The 2,381-nt window shown below is 32.5% G+C and carries 5 protein-coding genes; 1 reads left to right on the forward strand and 4 read right to left on the reverse strand.

The annotated features are described in order from the left end of the window. A partial coding sequence (locus WBY99_RS07550; protein ID WP_423975719.1) for a transposase occupies positions 1 to 547 on the forward strand: 547 nt, incomplete at its 5' end. On the opposite strand, the gene WBY99_RS07555 is transcribed toward WBY99_RS07550, so the two are convergent. The 4 genes from WBY99_RS07555 to WBY99_RS07570 form a co-directional block, all read right to left on the reverse strand. Further along, positions 528 to 725 carry a hypothetical protein gene (locus tag WBY99_RS07555; protein WP_423975720.1) on the reverse strand — a complete coding sequence of 66 codons (198 nt, stop codon included), beginning with the start codon at positions 723 to 725 and terminating at the stop codon, positions 528 to 530. The two genes, WBY99_RS07550 and WBY99_RS07555, sit on opposite strands and share 20 nt — an antisense overlap. Before the next feature lie 43 nt (positions 726 to 768). Next, the gene (locus WBY99_RS07560; protein WP_423975721.1) at positions 769 to 1,014 is read right to left on the reverse strand and encodes a hypothetical protein; all 246 of its coding nucleotides are present in this window, start codon (positions 1,012 to 1,014) and stop codon (positions 769 to 771) included. A 354-nt stretch (positions 1,015 to 1,368) separates the two neighbouring features. After that, entirely contained in the window at positions 1,369 to 1,593 is a 225-nt protein-coding gene (locus WBY99_RS07565; RefSeq protein ID WP_423975722.1) for a hypothetical protein, read from the reverse strand. Next, entirely contained in the window at positions 1,590 to 2,054 is a 465-nt protein-coding gene (locus tag WBY99_RS07570; protein WP_423975723.1) for a hypothetical protein, read from the reverse strand. Before WBY99_RS07570 ends, WBY99_RS07565 begins: the two co-directional genes overlap by 4 nt. Positions 2,055 to 2,381 lie beyond the last annotated feature (327 nt).

Here is a 2,381-nt window from a genome sequence, read left to right on the forward strand (position 1 = left end):
CCATAATCCTGAAGGTTTATATTTTATCAGTTTTGCAGTTGTTGGATGGCTTGATGTGTTTACACGGAATGAATATAAAGATTTATTTTTGGAAAGTGTAAAATTTTACCAAAAAGAAAAGGGTTTAGAAATTCATACTTGGTACATCATGACGAGTAATATTCATTTGGTTTTTAGAAGGATAAAAGGACAGAAACCGGAATTACTGATTGGCGATTTGAAAAGATTTACCAGCAAAGCAATTGTTAAAGCAATTGAAGAAAATCCGAGAGAAAGCAGGAAAGAATTACTATTGAATTTCTTTCGAAAAGAAGCAGCAAAAAGTTCGAACGTAACCCATTATCAGTTTTGGCGACACGATAATAAACCGATCGAACTATGGAGCAACAGAGTGATTAAACAAAAAATAGATTACGTGCATCAAAACCCTGTGGAAGCGGGTTTGGTTTACAAAGCAGAAGAATATGTTTATAGCAGTGCAAGAGATTATGCTGATGAAAATGGACTTTTAGATGATGTTGAAGTATTTAAAATGTTTGATTTTTAAGGTGACCACACGAAAGGATTCGTGCGGCAGCGGTGTCATTTCTCTGTAAAAATTCTGTAGTTAAATGCGCTACATGATTCAATCCACTCGTAATCAATCCCTGTCTCATTCCTTGCCAGAAATTACCGCCGGCAATCGTTGAAGAAATCCCACCGCTTAATCCTCCCGAAGTTAGCATTATTGCTTTAAATAAACCAAAACTTAATGTTCTGGGTTTTTCTTTATTTTTTTATTAAAGATACTGGATAAATTGCAAGTAATGATATCACAATTATAGAAAGAGTAATCTTTTTGTCTCGATTTATTTTTATTTTCAGCTTTTCAGCTTTTTTTATTTGTGCCGTTGTTGGATTTAAACCCTCTAATTGAGTATCATACTTTTCTGAAACACAAATACCTAAATATCTTATTCCTGAAAAAATAATGACAATCAGAAGTAATATTATTAATACTGTTTTTATTTTCATAATTTCATTTATTATCGTCTAGGACCCGATAAGCCCGGATTATATCCCTGTTTAATATATTCAGCTTGTTGGAAGTTGTATAGCATTCCTGCAGGTGTTTGAGCTGCCCCAATATTTGCTCCTCCATAATTTAACGCTTTATAAGTAATAGTCGAGCAATTGTTTCCTCCTGGACCAACTAAATTATAGGTATCTATAACCCTGCCATATTTGTAATAACCATCTTTCCCTTGTAGTGGTTTTCCCGCATTATAAAGTTTATCATAATAAGCCTTTACTTTAGCTCCGTCTACTTCAACAGAATATGTTGGTGTTGGGTTTTTTGCTGTTCTTTCTACTATAAAATTAGCAGCATTATCTCAACTTTAATAACACCCCATTGCCTACAAGACCGTATTCTCCCATAAAAGGTGAATAAGATCCATCATATCTTCCATAGGAATAAACCGTGCCTCCTATTTCAACATAAACGTGTCCGAGTCCATCTGTTTCAATATATACATTTGCTTTATCTCTTCCTCCATTTTCAATTGCAGCCGCTCCCAAATGTCCCAAATGATTCAACCCACTTGTTATCATTTGGTATTGTCATAATAAAGCCAATCTGTAAGATAATCATTACAACCGCTAAAGAGATAAGTATCAAAGGCTAATTTAAATCGGTATTTTTTCTTTTCTTTAAATGCTCTTGATATTCTCCCTGGAATAATTTGAACTTCATATTCTTTCATTTCTCCTTTCTTTAGGCAAAGCATTTTTCCAAAGCATCCTTCAGCTTTAAAACAATCTATATCATCAGCTATATATTTCGTAGCTTCATAATCTTTTTTATCATCACTGTATATCTGCATATCTACTGGTCTAGCCCAAGTGCTCGTATAATTTATAGGAACTTTTATTTTTTTTCCATTTATATTTTTAATAGTAAAAATTATCTTTCCTTCTTCTGAAAGAGAACCATTAGAAAAAGAAAGTTTACACGTTTGCTGTGCAGATAAAAATCCAACAATAAAAATGAACAAAAATTTATACATAATCATTATTTTCTATTATATTTATAAAAACTAGAATTAGTAAAATCATTATACTGTGATTGATATACCTTCATCAGGGCAGGATTTTTCGTCATATAATCATAGAACTGTGTAGAAGTTTTCCAATATCCTTCCATTTCTGAATATGGAGCGTTCGGAATGCTATTATTGAAAAACGAATCGTGATAAGCCAAAAACTCACCGCTGCCGCACGAATCTTTCGTGTGGCCATTTCAATAGAGAATTTTTTTTAATTCAGAGCCTGTTTAAATTTTATTCAATAAAAATTTTATGGCGGATAATTTGACCATATTTTCAGAGGTTTCCATTATG

This window comes from Kaistella sp. (genome assembly GCF_049588135.1).
Taxonomy (GTDB): Bacteria; Bacteroidota; Bacteroidia; order Flavobacteriales; family Weeksellaceae; genus Kaistella.